The organism is Actinocorallia sp. API 0066 (assembly GCF_020991275.1).
Lineage (GTDB): Bacteria > Actinomycetota > Actinomycetes > Streptosporangiales > Streptosporangiaceae > Actinocorallia.
Genome location: NZ_JAJLQY010000011.1, coordinates 152,686 through 172,909, shown reverse-complemented (window position 1 = coordinate 172,909; position 20,224 = coordinate 152,686). Strand labels below are relative to the sequence as shown.

Annotated in this window: 16 protein-coding genes, 1 tRNA gene and 1 pseudogene; 10 read left to right on the top strand and 8 right to left on the bottom strand. The window is 69.5% G+C overall.

The features are described 5' to 3' along the window. The first annotated feature begins 50 nt into the window (after nt 1–50). The 3 genes from LO762_RS25905 to LO762_RS25895 all read left to right on the top strand — a co-directional run bounded on the left by LO762_RS25905 (nt 51) and on the right by LO762_RS25895 (nt 3,287). On the top strand, nt 51–518 hold the full coding sequence (locus tag LO762_RS25905) for a DoxX family protein (RefSeq protein WP_230618620.1): 468 nt from the start codon (nt 51–53) through the stop codon (nt 516–518). Nucleotides 519–743: 225 nt separating this feature from the next. Further along, nucleotides 744–2,369: an L-glutamate gamma-semialdehyde dehydrogenase gene (gene pruA, locus LO762_RS25900; RefSeq protein WP_230618619.1), complete on the top strand. Its 1,626-nt coding sequence runs from the start codon at nt 744–746 to the stop codon at nt 2,367–2,369. Nucleotides 2,370–2,447: 78 nt separating this feature from the next. Continuing rightward, on the top strand, nt 2,448–3,287 hold the full coding sequence (locus LO762_RS25895) for a DUF72 domain-containing protein (protein WP_230618618.1): 840 nt from the start codon (nt 2,448–2,450) through the stop codon (nt 3,285–3,287). 60 nt (nt 3,288–3,347) lie between these two features. Here the strand turns inward: LO762_RS25895 and LO762_RS25890 are convergent, their stop codons facing one another. Next, nucleotides 3,348–3,929 carry an AAA family ATPase gene (locus tag LO762_RS25890; protein ID WP_230618617.1) on the bottom strand — a complete coding sequence of 194 codons (582 nt, stop codon included), beginning with the start codon at nt 3,927–3,929 and terminating at the stop codon, nt 3,348–3,350. A 63-nt stretch (nt 3,930–3,992) separates the two neighbouring features. On the opposite strand from LO762_RS25890, the gene LO762_RS25885 reads away from it, so the two are divergent. The 3 genes from LO762_RS25885 (at nt 3,993) to LO762_RS33210 (ending at nt 7,279) form a co-directional block, all read left to right on the top strand. Then, nucleotides 3,993–4,541, top strand: coding sequence for a GNAT family N-acetyltransferase (locus tag LO762_RS25885; RefSeq protein WP_230618616.1), 549 nt, complete (start codon nt 3,993–3,995; stop codon nt 4,539–4,541). A gap of 76 nt (nt 4,542–4,617) precedes the next feature. Beyond that, the gene (locus LO762_RS25880; protein ID WP_230618615.1) at nt 4,618–5,823 is read left to right on the top strand and encodes an FxsB family cyclophane-forming radical SAM/SPASM peptide maturase; all 1,206 of its coding nucleotides are present in this window, start codon (nt 4,618–4,620) and stop codon (nt 5,821–5,823) included. Between the two features lie 184 nt (nt 5,824–6,007). Then, nucleotides 6,008–7,279: an HEXXH motif-containing putative peptide modification protein gene (locus LO762_RS33210; RefSeq protein WP_304523707.1), complete on the top strand. Its 1,272-nt coding sequence runs from the start codon at nt 6,008–6,010 to the stop codon at nt 7,277–7,279. A gap of 98 nt (nt 7,280–7,377) precedes the next feature. On the opposite strand, the gene fxsT is transcribed toward LO762_RS33210, so the two are convergent. Then, nucleotides 7,378–9,915 carry an FxSxx-COOH system tetratricopeptide repeat protein gene (gene fxsT, locus LO762_RS25870; RefSeq protein ID WP_230618614.1) on the bottom strand — a complete coding sequence of 846 codons (2,538 nt, stop codon included), beginning with the start codon at nt 9,913–9,915 and terminating at the stop codon, nt 7,378–7,380. A 192-nt stretch (nt 9,916–10,107) separates the two neighbouring features. On the opposite strand from fxsT, the gene fxsA reads away from it, so the two are divergent. The 3 genes from fxsA to LO762_RS25855 all read left to right on the top strand — a co-directional run bounded on the left by fxsA (nt 10,108) and on the right by LO762_RS25855 (nt 13,633). Continuing rightward, nucleotides 10,108–10,284 (top strand): FxSxx-COOH cyclophane-containing RiPP peptide, encoded by a 177-nt coding sequence (gene fxsA, locus LO762_RS25865; RefSeq protein ID WP_230618613.1) that lies wholly within the window; start codon nt 10,108–10,110, stop codon nt 10,282–10,284. A 42-nt stretch (nt 10,285–10,326) separates the two neighbouring features. Next, nucleotides 10,327–12,261, top strand: coding sequence for a tetratricopeptide repeat protein (locus LO762_RS25860; protein WP_230618612.1), 1,935 nt, complete (start codon nt 10,327–10,329; stop codon nt 12,259–12,261). A 166-nt stretch (nt 12,262–12,427) separates the two neighbouring features. Then, nucleotides 12,428–13,633, top strand: coding sequence for an MFS transporter (locus LO762_RS25855; RefSeq protein ID WP_230618611.1), 1,206 nt, complete (start codon nt 12,428–12,430; stop codon nt 13,631–13,633). Here the strand turns inward: LO762_RS25855 and LO762_RS25850 are convergent. The 4 genes from LO762_RS25850 to LO762_RS25835 form a co-directional block, all read right to left on the bottom strand. Continuing rightward, nucleotides 13,624–14,454: a L,D-transpeptidase gene (locus LO762_RS25850; protein WP_230618610.1), complete on the bottom strand. Its 831-nt coding sequence runs from the start codon at nt 14,452–14,454 to the stop codon at nt 13,624–13,626. The genes LO762_RS25855 and LO762_RS25850 overlap by 10 nt on opposite strands. 345 nt (nt 14,455–14,799) lie before the next feature. Further along, a complete protein-coding gene (locus LO762_RS25845) occupies nt 14,800–16,068 on the bottom strand; it encodes a GTPase (RefSeq protein WP_230618609.1) in 1,269 nt (422 codons plus the stop codon). 263 nt (nt 16,069–16,331) lie between these two features. Beyond that, nucleotides 16,332–16,481, bottom strand: coding sequence for a hypothetical protein (locus LO762_RS25840; RefSeq protein ID WP_230618608.1), 150 nt, complete (start codon nt 16,479–16,481; stop codon nt 16,332–16,334). Between the two features lie 124 nt (nt 16,482–16,605). After that, nucleotides 16,606–16,698 (bottom strand) — tRNA-OTHER (locus tag LO762_RS25835). Nucleotides 16,699–16,919: 221 nt separating this feature from the next. Between LO762_RS25835 and LO762_RS25830 the strand changes: the two are divergent. After that, nucleotides 16,920–17,694 (top strand): annotated as a pseudogene (locus LO762_RS25830) (transposase family protein). 493 nt (nt 17,695–18,187) lie between these two features. On the opposite strand, the gene LO762_RS25825 reads toward LO762_RS25830, so the two are convergent. Together LO762_RS25825 and LO762_RS25820 are read right to left on the bottom strand one after the other, a co-directional pair. Beyond that, complete coding sequence (locus tag LO762_RS25825) at nt 18,188–19,480, bottom strand: nucleotidyltransferase (RefSeq protein WP_230618607.1); 1,293 nt, start codon at nt 19,478–19,480, stop codon at nt 18,188–18,190. Then, entirely contained in the window at nt 19,477–20,112 is a 636-nt protein-coding gene (locus LO762_RS25820; protein WP_230618606.1) for an SLATT domain-containing protein, read from the bottom strand. The genes LO762_RS25825 and LO762_RS25820 overlap by 4 nt, the downstream gene beginning before the upstream one ends. Between the last annotated feature and the right edge of the window lie 112 nt (nt 20,113–20,224).

The window sequence follows — 20,224 nt, the reverse complement described above, 5'->3', positions numbered from 1 at the left end:
TCAGGGCGTCAAGCGTGCCTCTCCGCAGCCGTACCGTTACGTTGAGCCGCATGGATGGGGGATTGCTGTTCCTGCGGCTGGTCTTCGGACTGGTCCTCGCCTCACACGGCGCGCAGAAGCTCTTCGGGTGGTTCAACGGCACCGGTCTGACCGGGACGTCACGGTTCTTCCAGATGCTGGGGTACGAACCCGGATCGTTCTGGGCCGTCGTCGGCGGCCTCTCGGAGTTCGTCGGCGGCCTGCTGCTCGCGTTCGGCCTGCTGTGGCCGCTCGCCACCGCGATGGTCATCGGCGTCATGCTGACCGCCGCCTTCAGCACCTGGAAGCAGGGCTTCTACGGCGGCTACGAGACGCCGCTGCTGATCGCGGCGGCCGCGACGGGCCTCGCCTTCACCGGCCCCGGCCGCTACAGCCTCGACGAGGCGCGGCCGTGGCACCGGACGGGGGCCGCCTGGGCGTGGGGCGCGGTCGCGCTCGGCGTCATCGGCGCGCTGATCGCGCTGCTGCTCAAGAAGTGAACCGCGCGGCCGGGTCCAGGCACCAGTCCACGACGGACGGCCAGGGCCCGTAGCCCCAGCAAACCCGACAAAGGGATCTTATCTCTCGGGGCGCTCGGCTTTCGGCGTCCGTACAGATGTATGAAGGACGGCTCGGGGAGTCGTGACACCTGTCGATGGCGCGGGCCGCCGGGCGCTCCTAGCGTCGAAGGCACAGACCACGCACCCCCGGAGGCGGAGACACCCATGGAAGCCATCACCTCTGTGCCCGCGCCGGTCAACGAGCCGGTACACGCGTACGCGCCCGGAAGCCCCGAACGGGCCCGCCTGGAAGCCGCGCTCGCCGCGCTGTCCGGCGGCGGCGCCGAACTGCCCAGCGTCATCGGCGGCGTCCACCGGATGGCCAAGGGCGCGCCCATCCCCGTCGTCCAGCCGCACAGCCACCGCGAGGTGCTCGGCACCACCGCCAACGCCGACCACTCCGACGCCAGCGACGCCGTCGAGGCGGCCCGCGCCGCGGCCCCCGCATGGCGCGCCCTCTCCTTCGACGACCGCGCCGCGATCCTGCTCCGCGCCGCCGACCTCCTGTCCGGCCCCTGGCGCGAACGGATCGCCGCCGCCACCATGCTCGGCCAGTCCAAGACCGCCCAGCAGGCCGAGATCGACGCGCCCTGCGAACTCGCCGACTTCTGGCGCTTCAACGTCCACTTCGCGCGGCGGATCCTCGCCGACCAGCCGATCTCCGGCCCCGGCGTGTGGAACCGCGCCGAATACCGGCCGCTCGAAGGGTTCGTCTACGCCGTCACGCCGTTCAACTTCACAGCCATCGCGGCGAACCTGCCCACCGCGCCCGCGCTTATGGGCAACACGGTCGTGTGGAAGCCGTCGCCCACCCAGCAGTTCGCCGCCTACGAGACGATGCGGCTGCTGGAAGAAGCGGGTCTGCCGCCTGGCGTCATCAACATGGTGACCGGAGACGGGATCGCCGTCTCCGACGTCGCGCTTACGTCGCCCGACCTCGCGGGCATCCACTTCACCGGCTCCACCGCCACCTTCAAGCACCTGTGGCGGACGGTCGGAGAGAACCTCGACACCTACGCGACCTATCCTCGGCTCGTCGGCGAGACCGGAGGCAAGGACTTCATCGTCGCGCACCCTTCGGCCGACCCGGCGGTGCTCGTCACGGCGCTCGTGCGCGGCGCGTTCGAGTACCAGGGGCAGAAGTGCTCGGCCGCGTCCCGCGCCTATCTGCCGCGCTCCCTGTGGGCGCGGATCTCCGACGCGTTCCTCTCGACCGTCTCGGGCCTCACCATGGGCGACGTCCGTGACCTGTCGAACTTCATGGGCGCCGTCATCGACGCCCGGTCCTTCGCCAGGCTCAAGGGCGTGCTCGACCGGGCCGCGCAGGACCCCGCCGTGCGGGTCGCCGTGGGCGGGACGTACGACGACTCGGTCGGCTACTTCGTCCGTCCTACCGTGCTCGTCAGCGACGACCCCACCCACGAGATCTTCAGGGACGAGTACTTCGGGCCCGTCCTGGCCGTCCACGTGTACGAGGACGCCGATTACGACGCCATGCTCGCGCAGATGGAGAAGGCCAGCCCCTACGGGCTCACCGGGGCCGTCATCGCGCGCGACAGGGCGGCCATCGCGCACGCCACCTCGGCGCTGCGGTTCGCCGCCGGGAACTTCTACGTCAACGACAAGCCGACCGGCGCCGTCGTCGGGCAGCAGCCGTTCGGCGGCGGCCGCGCCTCCGGCACCAACGACAAGGCGGGCTCCGCCCAGAACCTGCTCCGCTGGACGTCCACCCGCACCATCAAGGAGACCTTCGCCCCACCCACCGACCACCGCTACCCCCACATGGACTGAACGAGGTGAGCCGGGGGGCGGGCTACATGAGGGCGGCTTCGGTAGCTTCGGGGGATGCGACTCCATGTGGGATGTCCGATGTGGACCCATGCCACCTGGCGCGGCACCTACTACTCCGAAAGGCTCCCGGCCGGAGAACGTCTCGCCGCTTACGCCAGTTGGTGCAACGCCGTGGAAGGCAACACCACCTTCTACGCGACGCCGAGCCGGGAGACGGCAGCCTCCTGGGCCGCCCAGACGCCGCCGGATTTCCGGTTCCCTTTGAAGCTGCCGAGAACCGTCACCCACGAGCGCCGCCTTACCGGCGCGGAAGCCGAGCTTGCCGCTTTCTTCCACGCGATCGAGCCTCTCGGAAGCCGCGCGGGCACCCTGTGGATCCAGCTCCCCGGCTCCTTCGGCCCGTCCGACGTAGGCGGTCTGGCGGCTTTCCTCCGCCGCCTACCGGCCGGATACCGCTACGCCGTCGAGGTCCGCCACGCCGCCTTCTTCGCCGACACCCGCGCCGAGTCCCTCCTGGAGCGCACCCTGGCCGCCGCCTCCGCCGAGTGGATCCCCTTCGACACCACCGTCCTCTTCGCCTCCCCACCCACCACCGACCCCGAGCGCGAAGCCTGGACCCGCAAACCCCGCATGCCCCGCCGCACCCGCGCCCTCACCCCCCTCCCCATCGTCCGCTACCTGGGCCGAGACTCCCCCGAAGCCACCATCAAGGGCTGGCGACCCTGGGTCCACACCATCGCCTCCTGGCTCCGTGAAGGCCGCTCCCCCACCTTCTTCCTCCACACCCCGGGCAACACCGAAGCCCCCTCCCTGGCCCGCGCCTTCCACACCGAAGTCCGCGCCCTCCTCCCCAACCTCCCGCCCCTCCCCACCCCCCTCCCCCTGGACAACAACCCCAACGACCTCACCCTCTTCTAACCCCCACCTCCCGGAGCGGTAGGCACGGCTTCGGGGAGGCCCGGCGGGGTCGGGGGTTGGTCAGGGGGTTTGGAGGGCTTCGGCTAGTTGGGCGCGTAGGGCGGTGCGGGTGACGGGGAGGCGGTTGTCGACGGTGAGGTGGGGGACGGGCGGGGGCACGCCGGGGCGCATCCGGGCGAGGAAGGCCGGGAAGTCGGCGAGTTTTCCCTCGTCGCGGGGCAGGCCGCGGCCTTCCAGCCGGGCGCGGAGCGTGCCGCCGTCGGTGCGGATCCACACGAGCCGGACGGGCGCGCCGCCGAGCGCCGCCTGCCAGGCGTACCAGGCGTCGGCGTCGTGGATCCGCGCGGTGAACGGGCCGCTGAGCAGCACCGGGCAGCCGTGGCCGCGGATCTCGCGGGCGGCGGCCGTCAGCGCCTCGTACTCGTGCGGCTTCACGTGCGCGTCGTACCAGGGGCCCTCGCGTTCGCCGCGCGGCCTTCCGGCGGCCGCGAGCGTCGCCCGGACGAACGGCCCGAACAGGGTGTCCTTGTCCAGCAGGGCGGGCACCGGGTCGAGCAGCGACAGCAGGAGCGCGGACACCGTGGACTTGCCCGCGCCCGGCGGGCCCGCCACCACCCAGCCGGGCGCCGGTCGTTCGGCCACCCCTCCACGTTACCGGGATGTACCCCTGGACACCGAAGGTGTGGGATTGGTCGAATGCCCCCCATGTACCGGGTCGTCCTACGGCGGCTGCGCTCCGCCGACGCGGCGGAGGTCGCCCGGCTCGCGCGCCTCAGCATCACCCTGCACGGCTCGTGGGTCTACATGCCGCGCACCGCCCCGGCCTACCTGGACTACCTCGCCCGGCTCGACGAGGAGGGCACCATCGGCCTTGCCGTCCGGCACGCCGAGGAGGACACGATCGTCGGCCTGGTGACGATCAGCGGCATCACCCGCGGCGGGTACGAGCGCGCCATCCTGGGCTACGCGGGCTTCGCGCCCACCACGGGCCACGGATACCTCACCGAGGGGTTGTGCCTGGCCCTCCACTACGGGTTCACCAGGCTCGGGCTGCACCGGCTCGAAGCCGACATCCAGCCCGAGAACACCCGCTCGCTGCGGCTCGCCGCACGCGTCGGCCTCCGCCGCGAGGGGTTCTCGCCCGCGTTCATCATGATCGACGGCGTCTGGCGCGACCACGAACGCTGGGCGATCACCGCCGAGGAGGCGCGCGGGCTCGCGCCGTGCGCGCCCTGGCAACTGCCGGACACCTGAGTTTCAACACCCGGACGACGGCGACATATCCCAAGAAACCGGATATCGCGCCCGCTCGCCGGGGGAGTTGATCAGCGTGGCCGTCCACGGCGGTGAGTGGCCCTCGCGCCTCGACGTCCAGGCGCTGCTGGAGAGCGGGTGGCGGCCCACCCCCTTCCGCGAGTTCGTGCTCAAGATCCACAGCCGGTGCAACCTGGCCTGCGACTACTGCTACATGTACGAATCCCCCGACCAGGGGTGGAAGACCCAGCCCCGGCGCATGGCGCGGACCACGGTGGACCTCGCCGTCTCCCGGATCGCCGAGCACGCCCACGCGCACCGGCTCCCCGCCCTCACCGTCGTGCTGCACGGCGGCGAACCGCTGCTCGCCGGGGTCGAGCACCTGCGGCACACCGTGACGGCGCTGCGCGCGGCGCTGCCGGACACCAGGGTCGCCGTCCAGGTCCAGACGAACGGGACGCTGCTCGACCCCGTCTTCCTCGACCTGTTCGCCGCGCTCGACGTGCGCGTCGGCGTCAGCCTCGACGGGGACGCGTGGGCGCACGACAGGCACCGGACGCGCCGCGACGGCGGCGGCAGCCACGCCGACGTGCTGCGCGGCCTCGACCTGCTCACGTCGCCGCGCTACCGGCCGTTGTTCGGCGGCCTGCTCGCCACCATCGACCTGGCCAACGACCCGGTCGTCACCTACGAGGCGCTGCTCGCGCACGGCCCGCCCGAGATCGACTTCCTCCTTCCGCACGGCACCTGGGACCTTCCGCCGCCCGGCCGCCCGCCGGACCTGTCCACGCCCTACGGGGACTGGCTCGTCAAGGTCTTCGACCGCTGGTACGGCGCGCCCGTCCGGGAGACGCGGATCCGGCTGTTCGGCGAGATCCTGCACCTGCTGCTGGGCCGCCCCTCCCGCAGCGAGACGATCGGCCTGTCGCCCGTCGCCGTCGTCGTGGTCGAGACGAACGGCCGCATCGAGCAGGTGGACAGCCTGAAGTCCGCGTTCGACGGCGCCAGCCGCACGCCCCTGCACCTGGCCCGCGACTCGTTCGACGACGCCCTGCTCGTGCCGGGTGTCGCCGCCCGCCAGATCGGCGCCCGCGCCCTCTCCCCCGCCTGCCTGTCCTGCGACCTGCACCGCGTCTGCGGCGCCGGGCTCTACCCGCACCGCCACCGCTCCGGCACCGGCTTCCACAACCCGTCCGTCTACTGCCCCGACCTCTACCGCCTCATCACCCACACCCACCAAACCCTCACCACCTCCCTCACCACCCTCCGCTCCCCGCCCTAGCCGCACCCGCCAAGGCCCGGCCATCCGCCCCCGCCGGTGCCGCGACCCCCGGTCGACCACCGCGCTCCCGCCGCACCGGCGGCTCCACAACCCGACCACCGGCAGCGTCAGACCGCGCCACCGCCTCGGCCGTCCTCCGTCCGGCTCCGGCGCGGACACGGCGCCGACCGCACCAGGCAGGCCGATGACCTCCCCGCCGCGCCCGACCCCCCTCCCCGTGGAGGTGTTCCGCGCCCTGGCCGCGGGCTCCGGCGGCGCTTCCGCCGCCCGTCTCCTGCGCGCGGGCCAGTCCGCCCGACGCCTCCTCCTGCTCCGCGGCCTCCTGGACGCCGCCCTCGCCGACCCGTCAAGCCCCGCCGCCCCGGCCGCCCGCGCCGCCTGGACGCTCCTGGCCGACGTCCAACGCACCGCCCCCGCCGTCTTCGACCGAGTAGTCCAGTACCCCTCCGTGGGCCCCGCCGCCCGCCGCCACCTGCGCACCGCCGCCACCACCGGCTCCCCCACCCCCGCCGCCACCCTCCTCATCACCCTCGCCACCACCACCGCCCTCCTCACCCACCGCCCAGCCCACTTCCCCCTCCCCACCCTCCCCGCCCTGACCCTCCCCTCCCTCACCCACCTCCCCCTGACCCAACCCCACCCCTCCCCACCACCCCGAACATCCGGCCAACCAGGGCGGACAGGCGGGGGAGAGGGGTGGGGGGAGATGGAGGTTCGGGTGGGGGCCGGGGTGGGGGAGGTTCGGGCGGGCAAGGTCCTGGTGGGGCGGGTGTTGGGGGAGGTTGAGGAGGGGGTGCGGAGGGTTTTGGTGGGCGGGGAGGGAGGGGTGGGGTTCTGGGTGGATGAGGGGGATCCGGATCGGATGCCGGGGGCGGATCTGCGGGAGGGGCGGTTGTCGGCGGCGGAGGTGCGGGAGTGGGAGGCGTTGTTGGGGGAGGCGTGGGGGATCCTGCGGCGGCGGCACTGGACGGCGGCCGAGGAGATCCGGGTGCTGCTGCGGGTGGTGACACCGCTCAACGCGCCGGACGGGCGCGCGACGAGCGGCACACCCCGCCACGCGCCGGGACTCATCGGGCTCTCGCCGCCCGCCGACGCGTACGCCCTCGCCGAGACCCTCGTCCACGAGGCCCAGCACACCAAGCTCAACGCCATCCTCGACCACCTCCCGCTGACCGCCCCCGACGACGGCACCCGCTACCAAGCCCCGTGGCGCGACGACCCGCGCCCCCTGCTCGCTCTGCTGCACGGCACCTACGCGCACCTGGCCGTCGCGGGCTTCTGGCGCCGCGAGACCGGCACGCCGCACGCCGCCGAGCACTTCGCCCGGTGGCGCACAGCCACACACGCCTCAGCACTTACCCTCGTCACCAGCCCATCCCTCACACCCCACGGCCACACCTTCGTCACCGAAATGACCGCGACCCTCACCCGCTGGCTAGCCGACCCCCTCCCCTGACCCGCACACCGCCCCCAACAACGGCCCTTACTCCCGCACCTCGTCCTCGCCGACGAGATGGCCCGGAGTCCGGCACAGGCGTAGCCGTCGCTTGTGGATCAGATGGGCGGGGGGTCGAAGTCGGAGTCCAGGTGGCGGCGGGAGCGCGCGACGACGGCGTCGGGGTGTTCGGGCCCCAGGGTGGCGGCGTAGGCGTCGAGCGTCTGGGTGAAGAGGGATTCGGCGGCGGGGGTGTCGCCGAGCCGGAGGAGATCGGTGGAGAGGTTCGCGGCGCAGGAGAGGGTCATCGGGTGCCGTTCACCCAGGACCCGGCTGAGCCGGTCGAGCGTGTCGGTGCCGAGGCTGACGGCGTCGTCGAGCCGGTCGAGGGCCGCGTAGTCGCTGGCGAGGTTCGCGGCGACGGTCAGCGGATAGTGGTGGTCGCGGCCCAGCTTGGCTTCCAGGCCCGCAAGGGCGTCCTCGTTCAGCGCGCGCGCTTCTTCAGGCGCGTCCATCACCCGCCGCAGGATCGCGAGGTTGCCCGCGCACCCGTGGTTGTAGGGGTGCTCGGGCCCGTAGACGTTCGGGTACCGCACGACGGTGTCGGAAGCCAGCTCCAGCGCCTCGTCGAGCTCCCCGAGGGTGCGTCTGACGTTGGCGAGGCACATCGCGGAAGCGAGCGTGTCAGGGTGCGTCAGCCCGTAGAGGCGGACATAACGGCCGTGGATGTCCAGGGCCAGCTCCAGCGCGCGCTCCCCCTCGCCGACCCGACGCCAGGCGATGGACAAGTCCTTGCCTGTGCGCAGCGTCCACGGGTGGTCCGCGCCGAGTTCTCCGACGCCGTAGTGGTACGCCTCCTCCCCTACGTCGCACGCCTCGGCGTAGTCCCCGCACAGCCGGACGGCTCGGGCCAGCCCGCTCCACGGCGCGAGCACGTCCACCGCCCCCGCCCGACGGCCCAGCACCCGCATCCGGAGGTATCCCTCCTCGTGGAGGTTCTTGGACTGCTGGTAGTCGCTGATTAGCCCGTAATCCAAGGCGAGGCTGTTGATGACGCGCAGCGTGTGCGGCTCGTCGGGCCCGATGACGGCCTCGTGCCGGGTGCGGGAGTCGTGGTCGTGGTCGCGGGCCGCCCTGAAGTCGCCCCGCGCCCGCAGGTCGGCGCCGATCGTGTTGACGAGCCGCAGCACCTCCTGCTCGTCGGGCTCGGCGCGGCCTCGGTGCAGCCTGAGCGTCTCCTGGTTGAGGTCGTACGCCTCCTGGTAGCGGCCCAGTTCCCTGAGGATGTTCCCGAGCTGCCTGCGCGCCTTCAGGACGTCGAGGTCGTCCGGCGCCCCGTCTCGCGTCCACCTCGTGATGAACCCCTCCGCGAACAGCCTTGCGGACGCGTAGCTGCCCGACGCGTACAGGTACCTGACGACGTCGAGCGCGAGTCCTCTTACGTCGGCCTCCCCGCTCTCGGCTATCGCGGACGGCTGGATGTGACCGAGGAGATCGAAGTAGGCGGGCCAGTGGGTACGGTCGTCGGGCGCTCCGGGGGCGGCCCGTGCGAGCAGGAGGTGTACCTCGTGCCTGATCCGGCGCTGCTCGTCGGGGTCGAGTTCCTCGCGGACGAGCGCCTGGATCAGCCGGTGCACCTGGATCGTCCGGGCTGACGCGTCGATCTTGGCGAGGGCGTAGCGGCCGAGTTCGCCTACGGCGCGGCTGAGCCGGATCGGGTCGCGCAGCAGCGCGGCGAGGCGCGGCCCGAGGTCGGCGTGCGGCTGGCTGAACACGTCGCGGGGGATGGGCTCGGGCCCGAAGAAGGCGCAGCAGCGCAGCAGGTCGATGGCCTCGGGCATGGTGCCGCTCAGCGACGTCACCGACAGGCCCCACGCCGCCGTCATCGACACCGGGTACTCCGAAGGCTTGCCTTCCGACAGCAGATGGGCGGTGCGCTCGGTAAGAAGCTCCAGATACTGGGCGACCGGCATACCCGTCTCTGCTTGCAGCGCCCCCGCCTGCTCCAGGGCGAGCGGCAGGTCGCCGAGTTCGTCCGCGAGCCGGTAGGCGTCGGTGTCCCGGACGGCCCTGGGCACCCGCTTCGCGAGGAACTCAAGGCTCTCCTGCCGGGTGAACACGTCTACCGCGACGGTGTCCACGACGCCCTCCCAGCGATGGTTACGCGAGGTGATGAGCACGTGTCCGGGGCCATGCGGGAGCACCTCCTTGAGGTCCTCCGGCTGGTCGGCGTTGTCGAACACCAGAAGCCACCGCGCGTAGGGCTCACCCCTCCGCAAGGCATCCAGGACGGCGTTAGCGGCGTCCTCGATACCGGTCGCCGTAACGGGCGGCAGCCCTAGGGACGGCGCGAGCCCGGCCAGGCTGGAGCGCACGAGGGCGGGCTGGTCGGCGGGAATCCACCAGACAAGGTCGTATTCGCCCCGGTAGCGGTAGGCGTACTCGACGGCCACCTGGGTCTTGCCTACGCCGCCGAGCCCGTGCAGGGCGTGCGGGACGACCGCCGTCACCTGGCCGGAGATCCGTTCGCGCAGGCGGGTCAGCAGCGCGGCGCGGCCGGTGAAGTTCTTGTTCCGGGGCGGCACCTTGCCCCAGACGGCGGGCACCGGGCCGAGCGGCACCGCGGCGGAACGTGCGGGGGAACGGGATTTCGTCATCGAAAACTCCGCGTCCGGGGACGGTGTCCGGCGCCATGCTAACCCGCGCGCGGAATGGACCGAAGTTTCCGTTGCCGGGTAATGCGGCGGGTGACACGAATCAGTCGATGATCTTTTCACCGCCGATCTGGAAAGCCGTTCACCCGCGTGCGAAGATTGACGCGACCGCTGACCGCGCGATGGGGAGAGCACATGGAGCATCACGGTCACAGTGATCTCGTCGACGTTTCCGGACTGTCCCTCGACGATCTCGACTCCCTCGACCGCACCACGTTGTGGCACGTGCTCAGCGAGATCCTCGACCCCTGCGAGGGGGACGCGGGCGACGTCGTCGCCGCGTTCAACGCCGCGCTTCCGCCGTCCCGCTGAACGGCGTCGCACGCCCCGCGCGTGGCTGGCCGGATGAGGCCGATGGCGTATCCGCACGGCCTCGCGCCGTTTCCGGGAAACCGTCCGTTCAGTGCCCGGGAACGGGCGCTGTATTTCGGCCGCGCGCCGGAGGTCCGGGAGCTGGCCGAATTCTGGCACCGGTGCCGGGTGACGATTCTGCACGGTGAATCCGGCACCGGAAAGACGTCCTTGCTGCGGGCCGGTGCCATTCCGGCGCTGCGCGACGCGGGGCACCCGGTCCTACCGCCCGCGCTACCGGGCCACCGGCTTACGCTGCCGATGGCGGCGGTGCCGGGGCAGAATCCGTTCGGTTTCGCCGTGCTGTGCTCGTGGCAGCCCGAGACAGCGCCGACGCGGGTCGCGGGCCGCTCGCTCGCCGGGTTCCTCGCGGGGCTGAGCAGGCCGGACAGGTTCGGCGCGCCCGCCGCCGTCCATCTCGCCGTCGACCAGGCCGAGGGGCTCTTCGCGGCGGCCTCGGCGGACGAGGCGGCCCGTGTCGCGTTCCTCGACGAGTTCGCCGAGGCGCTCGCCGACCGGGCCGACCTGCGGCTGCTCCTCGTCGTCAGGGACGACCACCTGCCCGAGGCGCTGGAGTTCGCGCGCCGTCTCGACGAGCCGGGACGGATGGCGCTCGGCCCGCTGGACCGGGCGGCGGCGGCCGAGGCGGTGCGCGGCCCGCTCGGCCCCGGCGCGCCCACGGGGCTGCCCGGCCGTCTCGCCGCCGAGCTGTGCGACGCGCGCCGCGACTCCCCCGGCGGCCTCGTGGAGCCCGCCCTGCTACAGGCCGTCTGCCTCCGACTGCTCGGTGACGGACGCGAGCCTCCCGACGAACCCGGCCCCGCCGTAGCCAGGGCGCTCACCTCCCACGTGGCGGGCACCCTGGCCAGGGTCGCCGCCGCGCACCGGCTGACGCCCGAGGAGCTCACCGGCTGGTTCCGCGACGTGTTCGCGCCCCGCGCCGGAGGCGCCCGCGTCGTCTACGAGGAGAGCCCCAAGACGGCGGGGATGCCCACGGCCGTCCTCGCCGATCTCGTGGACCGCCACCTACTGCGCGCCCACCGCCACCGTGACGGGTCGCGTTTCTATCGCCTCGCCCATCCGAGGCTCGTCAAACCCGTACGCACGGCCCGGCCTGCGGAGGCCGTAAGGCTGACCCCGCAAGAGCGACTGGAGGAGGCGCACCGGGCGCTACGCAGGGGAGACCACGCGCAGGCACGGGCGCACGCCGACACGGCACGCGCCTACGAGGGGCCCGACGCGCTGCGCGTCCACGCCGACGCCGAGACGCTCCTCGGCAACATCGCTTATCTGGTCCGTCACGCCGAAGCCGCTATCGCGCACTACCGGGAGGCCGCCCTCGCGTCAGAGGCTCTCGGCGACACCACCACCGTCGGGAGGCTGCTCGCCGCTATCGGCCGCCTGCACCTGGGCGCGGGTGAGAGCCCCGCGCGCGCGGTCGCCGACCTGCACGCCGCCGCCGACCGCGTCCCGCACGACCCGGCCATCCAGACCGGCCTCGGCCGCGCCCTCTGGCTCGCCGGTCGGCCCACGTCGGCGCTCGCCGTGCTCAGCGGGGTGCTCGCGCTCGACGGTGAGACGACGGAGGCGCTCGGCACCCGCGGCGAGATCCTCGCCGACCTCGGCGACCCCGCCTCCGCCGCGTCCGCGCTCCGCGACCTCGACCGGCTCCCGAGGCCGCGTGCCTCCGCTCGGGCAGCGCGCGCGCTCGCACTCGCCGTCCTGGATCGCGGGGGAGAGGCCCGCGCGGCACTGGAGACGGCAGCACCCGACACCTGTGACAGCAGCCTCGTCCTCCTACGCGCCGCCCGCGTCGAGGACCTCACGGGCCACCCGGCCGCCGCCGCCAGGCTCGCCGCGCGCGCCACGCAAGCCACCGACCCGCCCTTGCCCGATCACCTACGCGCGACGGCCGATCGGCTCCGCGGCGACGTCTGACGGGTTGACTCCGGGCAACATGTTCGGTCACCGGACCGTCACGGGGAGTTCCAGTAGGCTGCTCGCACCGGACCGCCCGCGACGGCCGTCCGGCGGCCGGGCCCCGTCGGCGTGACGCGGCGGTGCGCGTCCCGGCCGCGGGGATCTCAGGAGGGCACACACCGGGGTGAGCGCGTGGCGCCGTGACTTCGCACTGCTCTGGGCCGGTTCCGCGGCCTCCGGGCTCGGCCGGACGGGCACCACGACGGCGCTGCCGCTCCTCGCGCTCGGCCTGACGGGATCGCCCGCCGCCGCAGGGTGGGCCGCCGCCTGCGCCGCCCTCCCCCACCTGCTCGCCCACCTGCCCGCCGGACGCCTCGCCGACAGGTACGACCAGCGCCGGATCATGCTCGGCAGCCAGTCGGCCCGGCTCCTCCTCGCCGCAGGCGCCGCCTGGGCTCTCCTGACGTCCGGGACGCCTCCCTTCTGGACGCTCCTTGTCGTCGCCGCTCTCGACGGCACCCTGTCGGCGTTCCACACGGTCGCGGAGCAGACGTCCCTTCCCCGGGTCGTCCCGACGGAGAGCCTTGCGACGGCGGTAGCGCACAACGAGGCACGCATCCACGTCGCGCTGCTCATGGGACGTCCCCTGGGCGGATTCGCCTACGGCCTGGGACGTGCGGTCCCTTATCTGGCCGACGCCCTGGCCGCCGCCGTCTCCGTCGTCACCCTCCTGCTGCTGCGGCCGCTCGCCCCGCGCGCGCACGCCGCCCGCGAAGCACAGGGCAGCCTCCTGGACGGCGTGAGGTTCCTGTGGCAGGACGCCTTCCAAAGGTGCGCGGTAGCCCTGTGCGCGGTGACCAACGCGCTCTTCCAAGGGCTCCTGATCCTGCTCGTTGTCATGGCCGACGAGCAGGGCGTCCCGCCTCTGTCCATCGGCCTCCTCATGGCTGCCTCCGGCGTTGGCGGGGCTGCGGGCGCCCTTGTCGCGCCACGCTGCACGCGTCTGCTACCGGCCGCCGCGGTGCCCGCCGTCTGCGCGTGGGGGTGGGCGGCGCTGGTGCTGCTCGTCGCCGTCGCGCACGTGCCCGCCGCGGGGATGGCGGCGTGGGCGGGCGTCGGACTGCTCGGCTCGGTCCTGAACGTCGCGCTCGCCACGCACCGCTGCGCCCGCACGCCGCGCCGGCTGCTCGGCCGGGTCACCGGGGTGTCGGTGCTGCTCTGCGGCGTGTGCGCGCCGCTGGGGGCGCTGGCGGGCGGCTACGCGGTGGCCGCGCTCGGCACCCGCGAGGTGGCCGCCGCGCTCGCCGCCGCGCTGGTCTGCCTCGCCGTCGCGGTGACGCCGCGCCGGGGCCGCCCCGCCGTCCCCGAGCGGGCGCTCGCTCAGGTGTGAACCGGCGTGCCGAGCGCCCCGCCCGCGACCCACTTCTTCCACGGGATCTGGTGGAACCCCCACCCGTTGTTCCACGCGAGCTTGCGCTTGGTGCCGGTGATGATGACCCGGTCGCCCCGGTACGACCAGTTCATGAACCACTTGGCGTCCTTGCCGGGCGAGCGGACACAGCCGTGCGAGCAGTTACGACGGCCGAGGCAGGCCGGGTCGCTCATGTTCTGGTGGATGTACTCGCCCGACCCGCTGATCCGGGTCGCCCACGGGATCATCTCGTCGTAGTAGCCGGGGTCGCCCTCCTCCTTACCGGGGGAGATCATGCGCTCCAACTTGCTATGCGCCATCACTAGGTGGACGCCACTGGTCGTGATGAGCACGTCCACACCGTTACGCACCTCGCCGCCCGACCCCATGCTCACCGGCCACGTCCGCACGAGTTTCCCGTTCCGGTACGCCTTGGCCCGGAACTTCTTCGCCGCGATCCTGACGACATGGTCGTCCCCGATCCGGAACGTGTGCTTCAGATTCTTCGACCCGACAAGGTTCGGCCCGGCCCCCTTCAACCCCTTCAGCTCCGCCGTGACAGTCACCCTCTGATTAGGCTTCCACGCCGTCTTAGGCCGAAAAATCGCCAACGGCTTCCCACCCGCACTCTTAGTCCAGAACCAAGCCCCCACCGTCGACTTGTCCGACGTAACCGTCAGCGCCCTCTCCACCTTCTTCCGATTCCGAATCCCCTGACTAAACCGCACCATCACCACCATCCCCGTCCCCACCTTCTCCCCCGCCCTCGGCGTCACATCATCCACAAACAACCTCTTCACCGCCGCCCTCCCCCCTCCTTCCCCCCCAGGCCCAGGCTCCGCCGCCACCCCCTCCCCAACCCCAAACCCCGCCACCATCACCAAGCCACCCAAACCAGCCAGAACGTTTCGCCACATACCTAACTCCAAAGGAGGTTTTCCGAGGGATCCCGGCAGCCTAGCGCCCCACCCCCACCCCCACCGCAACATCCAGAGGACTTCGAAGCCCGCAAGCTACGAGACGCCGCAGCCGAGCCGGGTGCCGCCCGGCTACTATCGGCGAATCGCGATCACAGGAGCCGCTACGGACGGTTACGAGGCCGCTTATTGGCGCCCAGACGGCCGGCACTGACGAAGCGGCACTGGTCAGGAGTCGTCCCCCAGTTTCTTCATGTCGCTCTTAAGGTTCTGTTGCACCTCGTTCATCGGGCGCTTGTCGATGTAGTAGCGGATGGCCGCCTCGCCAACAGCCTTCGTACCCGCCGCCGCGACGGCACCGGAGACCACATTGCCGGCGACCGGTAGGAACTTCGCCAGTGCGCGCGCCACTTCTCTAAAGACGAAGCCGGCCCCAACGTTCAGGCCCAGACCCATAAAGAAATCCTGTGCCATCTTCCGGGATATTTCCCGTCCAGCGATATGGGCGATGACCAAGACCATGGTCACCTGCAGTCCAGTGATCACAGGCAGATCTGCGACCGGAATCGGTTGCACCCCGACAGCTCCACAGATAGCGGCGAAGATTACGATCATTTTTCGGGAGAAGTCGAGTTGGACCTGTCGAAACTGGGCGGCTCGAACATACTCCAAGCGCGCGGCATCCGGAATGACCTCCTGGATCTCCACGGCGAGCATTTCGATGTTCCACCGGTAGTCCCGGCGGGGGTTGACCTTGCCATCGCCGTCAAAGTAGACGGTAGCCACCGTGGGAATGGGCCGTGGCGTCATGTACTCCCTGAGGTAGGCGTTTCCCCTCAGGTGGCGGGCCAGGACGCCAACAGCACCCCTGACGTTCTGGATCTTCTCAGGGTCCTCGGCACTCATGTCCCGAATATCACTGGGATCGAGATCGTCGCACTGTGTCAGGACCGGAATGATCCGCACGGTGGCATCTGGGTCCAGGACACGATGCTGCTTGAGCGCCGCCTGATGGACTTTTGCCAGCGCTTCGAGATCGCCGTCGATGGCGGAGTCCACATCCTTGGCTTTCACCAGAAAAAGGATCACGTCCGGACAGCGCTCCTCGACGGCTGCGAGGACAGAGTCGAGGGCATTATTTTCAGAGTCCTCCTCAACCGGCTTGGACCCTTCTTGGACGCCGCGGGTGTCGATCAATTCGACAGTCCGGCCCTGAAAGGAGTACTCACGCCACACGCTACTGCCCGTCTGCGCCTCGTAGGCGCCGAGTTCACGTAGTGGCGCACTAAAGATTGCATTGAAAAGCGTAGATTTTCCCGCCCCGCGACGTCCGAACATCATGATGCGCGGATGGCGCCGGTCCTTGACGATCCTGAGCAGTTGCTCGACTGGTGCCTCTGCGGCGGCGCGCACCGCGCTTGGCAGGTTATCCACCGACCGCAGGAGGTTCGCCAGAACCCGGTCGATACCGTTGAACTCTTCTGACCGCTCAGACACTGTCGCCACCTATGCAAAGATCCACCACTCCGACTCAGCATAGAGACCACCAACGCCACAGGCCAATACCTACCATTCAGTAGAATGATTTATAAAATCGAAACCGAAGTCGTGAAACAGGTTTCCATATTTCTGCACCGACATCCTGCAATTGGCCGTGCGCATCCTGTGGATTCCGGATGGCATGCGGTTCGAACCCTGCCAGAGGCGCGCTTCTAGCCCGAGACAGGTCACCATCTCCACAGATCGATCAGTCCGACGCCCTACAGCTGCCCCACCACCTCAGTACCGGGCCCGCCACCCCACCCCACCCCGCCGAGCTGGTCGAACAACTCGTCGTAGCCGCCATCACCGGAGCCGAGTGCAGGCTGCGTGAACTCCCCAGCGACGGTGACCTTGGCGACGACAGCCATCAAGGGACCTCCGAAAGCACCACCGGGCGAGCGGCAGTACAAACAATCTGACAGCAAAGCGACGGAACAGCCGCCGGAACGACACAGGGAGCCCGTCCAGTCTGGACGAACTCCCTGGTGGGGGCGGAGGTGGCGAGATTTGAACTCGCGATGGGCGTGAACCCAAACCGCATTAGCAGTGCGCACCAGCCCCGTCCAAGAAGATCCACACCCATCCTGACCTGCCCCGCTACACCCTCGTGGACCGCGCCGAACACCCATGAACTGCAACCAGAACTACAACCGGCCATCCGTCGGCACTGAGCCTTTTTCATCAGTCTCTTCGAGGCTGATGATCACGGCATGGTCGCGGGTGGTGTGGCGCGGCCGGGAAGTGAAGAAGCCGCTGGTAGGAGGGGTGGACTCTTACCTCCGCCTCACCCCCACCAGAGGCTTCGCGTGCTTTTCTATCGTTGTTCGCTGCCGTTGTCGCGTTCGACCCTGAACTACCTGACCGGGCTGGTGCGTCGGGAACGGGTGAAACTGGGCAGCAAGGGTCGTGTTCTCGCGGCGGGGCAGCAGACGTTGATGACGCTCGCGTACTTGAAGAAGGGAGAGACGTTCGCGCAGCTCGGGTCGGGTTTCGGGGTGGGGACGACGACCGCTTGGCGGTAGGTGAACGAGGTCGTGGGGTGGCTGTCGGCGCGTTCGCCGAAGCTCGGACAGACCCTCGCCCGTGCGCGGCGGGACGGGCTGGGTCATCTGATCCCGGACGGGACGCTCATCGCGATCGACCGGATGCGAGCTGATCGGCCATTCTTCTCAGGGGAAGCACAAGACGCCCGGCGTGAACTTGCAGGTTATCGCAGGTCCGGACGGTCAGATCGTATGGGTGTCCGGTGCGGTGCCGGGTTCGATCCACGACCTGAAGGCGGCCCGGAACTGGGGCATCATCAGGGCGCTCGCCGCGTGCGGGCTGATCGTCCTGGCCGACAAGGGCTACGTCGGAGCCGACCCAGCGATCTCGACCCCGTACAAGGACAAGAACAAGCCCGCTTCGCAGAAACAGGCCAACCATGCTCACACCAAGCTCCGTGGACCCGACGAACACGCGAACACGCAACTCAAGTCCTGGAGAATCCTCACCAAGCTCCGCCGCTGCCCCTTCCGCGCCGGCCACCTCGCCAAGGCCATCAGCGTCCTTCAGAACCGCGAAGCCTCAGCTCACACATGATGGAAAAGGCTCACTGGTGCGGACCTACTCCCAATTCCGAGCAGCCGATCACGAAGCCGATGGACTGGCGACCAACGACCCCAGACAGGTAGAAACCCAGCGAACGATCCCTTTCGAGGCTGGAGACCGAGGGCGCGCCCCAGCAACGTTCAGCTCTAACGGAATTGCAGGAGTCTCGCTTTTCCGGCGGACGGCGGCCTCGTCGTTGGGCGGATGCCGCAGTCGGGCTTCTGGCTGTAGAGCGCCAGCCATCCCGACAGATGTACAGCCAACCCGATCACCACCACCTGTACACCCCCGACCAGGGCAGAACTCGGTCATACCAGCTTGATCGCGACTCCAACCACTACTCGACCACCAGTCGAGCCGAATACGGCACACAAATTTGGCTCGACCAGGTAGCGAGGCCCCAGCGCTACCATGCAGGCCAGCTTTGACCCATACGCGGACTGCGGGTGAGAGCGGGTCATCGACGGCCAAGGAGGGGCGAGTGCTATGTGCCGCTAGTACCGCTGATCGGCACGTCGATGCGATCCCGGGCGACGACTACACCATCCTTGACGACGTAACACTCCACGACGTGCTCGCCTCTGAAATCGGAGTGTTCCGCCCGGGCGTTCGGCTTGTTCGAGTCGACGATCTGGCCGCGGATCATGTTCCGGCGCTCAGCCTCTGGACCGCGGTTGAGCACCTTCCACTTCAGTTCGTAAGGCTGTGGAACGCTGCACTCGGTGACGATGAACTTCAGCTTCCTATCTGACCTGAGCGGTGCCCCGGTGCACAGCATCTCGCGCAGCTGGGTCGGTCTCCAACCGTTCTGCGTCACCTCGCAGTCGATGGTGACCGACTCCATGATGTCGACTGGATACCGGTCCTCAATGAACTGCTCGGTGTTCGTGAACGCCTTGGACGCTTCGGTGACGGCCAGCGGAACAGGCGTCCCGAAGACTTCGCGCCACTTCTTATTCGCGGCGGCCGTGCCCTCATCCGCAATCGCCTCGAAGCACCGGCTATACGCCTTCTTGGCTTTCGGCTGGAAGCGCGCCTTCACCGTCACACGTTGGCTGCTGCCCAGGGCGAGATAATAGTCCTTGTTGGGCTCGTCCTTGAGAAACTCGAAGAAGTCACGGGCCAAGGAGCCGAACGAACCGGTCCCAGCCGAGTCATACTCATCGGTCTGCGCGAAGAACCGGTATACCAGCGTATCGATGAGGAGGCCGCCGATGTTCACTCCGTTCGAGTTCTTCCACGCCCGTACCATTCGCGCCAAGTGACGCATGTTCGTCGAGGTGCGGTCGTTGCACTCCTTGGTCGCTTTGATCTCTTTGCGCGGTTTGGTTACCTTCCAACCCTTGGCTACCGTGTCGGGGTAGTCGAAGCTGCCGTCGCTGTTCTCGAACGCTGGCTGGATCTCGAACTTGAAGGCGTTGCTGGTGAATTGCACCCGCACGACGCACTGGTCAATGCGAATGTCGGTGTGCGGATACCGGGATTTGAGGGCGTCCCGGACGCGCTCGAGCACCCGTCGCGGACCCGTCTCACTGCTGTATGCGGAGCGGATCCCGGGAGGCAGGACGAAGATCATATCTAGGTCGGACACGCCCTTGATAGCGGTGTGGCGACCGAATGAGCCCACCATGAGCCTGTAGTCGGTGCAGCCGACCTTTGAGCGAAAGTCCTTGTTCAGCGCCTTGGCGATCTCGTCCCTGCGGGTGGCGACCGCTGCTGCGGCGTCGCCGACCTTAAGACTGTCGAGCAAAGCGTCAAAGATCTCCGAGGTCTTCATGATCGGCCCTCGCCGGCGCCGGGCCTGAGCGTCTCGGGGAGGAAGAGATCGATCTCACGGGAGGTGAACGTCATCTCTTCGTCGCGCTGTAGTCCCTCGCTGGCCCGCTCGTATGCTTTCCGACTTGTTCGGGGTGCTCCGGCGTAAGCGTCGAGCGTGGCCTGCTGGAGCTCGTCGCGGCGCTCTCGACCATCGGCATCTGACATGGCGCCGGACATCAGGTCGGCGATGAGAGAGATGTAGGACTCCCTGACATCCCACAGCTGAGAAGCTATACCGCGGTGAGCCTCGGACTCCTCCTCGAACTTGAAAGTCCTCGCACCGAGGCTCATCCAGCTCACCAGGAGCGCAATGAACGAGGTCACGAGGTTGGTCGGTACACCGCGGCCGAGCAAGCCGATCACTGCTGCCAAGAAGGTGCCAGAGCTAATCGCCGTGAGGGCGATGAGGACTCTCTGCTGCCATCGATGCTTCCCAAAGCAGATGTCAGCCTGCTTCTCATGTGTCTTGTGGCTGTAAACGACTCTCCCAAACGCTTCACGTACCTGCGCGAGCAGGTACGGATCACGGCTGGGCTCCGATTCCAGGTCGTCGTTCAACTTGCTCCGATCATGCAGCTCTTTGGCGAGCACGCCCGCGAGAAGCCGATCGGCTATCCTGTTCCGCCAACGCACCGTCTCTAAGTATGGCGGGCACTACCGACAAAACGGAGCGACGCTGGCGTCGGTCATCGAGGCGACGGGC